Source organism: Symbiopectobacterium sp. (assembly GCF_051710365.1).
Taxonomy (GTDB): domain Bacteria; phylum Pseudomonadota; class Gammaproteobacteria; order Enterobacterales; family Enterobacteriaceae; genus Symbiopectobacterium.
In genome coordinates this window covers 1-1,331 of sequence record NZ_JBPETA010000360.1, presented here as the reverse complement: position 1 = coordinate 1,331, position 1,331 = coordinate 1, and the positions used below count along the sequence as shown (strand labels likewise).

General features: G+C 51.0%; 1 pseudogene. It reads left to right on the top strand.

Features of this window, described 5'->3' with window-relative positions:
* Positions 1-119: 119 nt before the first annotated feature.
* Positions 120-1,063, top strand: a pseudogene (locus ACTBDZ_RS17870) (DASS family sodium-coupled anion symporter); the annotation flags it as partial.
* Between the last annotated feature and the right edge of the window lie 268 nt (positions 1,064-1,331).

Genomic DNA, 1,331 nt, shown 5'->3' with positions numbered 1-1,331 from the left:
GGTTGGTAACAAGGGCTCAATGATTGCCCATGCTTCATCAGAAAGATCGTAGCGAGCCATAATCCAAAGTGTCGTAGAAACAGATGGATACTATAGCTCAAGCAATTAAGGGACACAGCCTAGGATCTGCGCCGGGTGAAAGCGGTAAAAAGATCGGGGATTTCCTGACTATGGTCTGCTTCCAGTTTACCCCGATTACCGGTGCCATTTTCCTGACCGGTATGGCCGCGAATCCCTTAGTGAGCAGTCTGGCAAAAAGCTCGCTTGGCGTTGAAATAACCTGGAGCGGATGGTTTATTGCCGCTGTGGTGCCCGCTCTGGTCTGCTTTTGTTTGATGCTATTATTGGTGTACAAGCTGGTGAACCCTGAACTGAAACGCACGCCGGAAGCGAAAGTGATGGGACGTGAGGCGCTGTCTCAGTTAGGCCCCATGACCACAACGGAAAAGAAAGTGGCGTTTGGTTTTCTGTTGGCATTGGTGGGGTGGGGAACCAGCCTGATCACCGGCCTGTCCGCGACATCCGTAGGATTAGGGCTCGCGGCGTATCTGTTTGCCGTCGGTGCCGTGGATTGGAAAGCCCTGCTGAAAGATCATGCTGCCTGGGACACGGTTATCTGGTTCAGCGTTATCATCAGTCTGGCTACCGGGCTTTCCGATCTGGGATTCATCAAATGGATGGCGGGCTTGCTGGGTAGCTTGATCCAAGGGTTTGGTGCCATGGAAACCTTTGTGCTGCTGGGCGTGCTCTATATCTATGTGCATTACCTGTTTGCCACGGCTTCCGGACATGTCGCTGCCCTTTATGTGCCTTTTGCTGCCACGGCCATCGCCTCAGGTCAGGGGCACCAACGATGATGGTTGCCATCTGCTTCGGGATTTTCAGTAACCTGATGTGGGGCAATACCGAATATGGCGGCGGTCCTGGGCCTATTTATTTCGCTCAGGGCTATTTCACGCGACCGCGCTTTTATAAAATTAATGCGGCGGTGGTCACCTTTAACGTGGTGCTGACCTTCAGCGTGGGCTTACTGTGGTGGAAACTGCTTGGCTTCTATTATTGAGGTAATCGCTGCGTTTTGCTTCCCTTGCGTCTGATGACGGTGAAAGTACGATAAGACAGGTTGCCTTAGGTGGTATCAGGCAACCTGCTTTGCACGTAGTGCCTATCCCACCAGAGCAGGCAGTGCGAGAAATAAGCGCTTAGGAAGGTGCGATTTAATCGGCAGCAATAGACGGGCCAATGATATTTTCTTTGCTGACGTCATGTAACCACTCCAGAGTGGTTAATATTTACTCATTATTATGAAGTGAAAGTAAAAAAAATCGTCA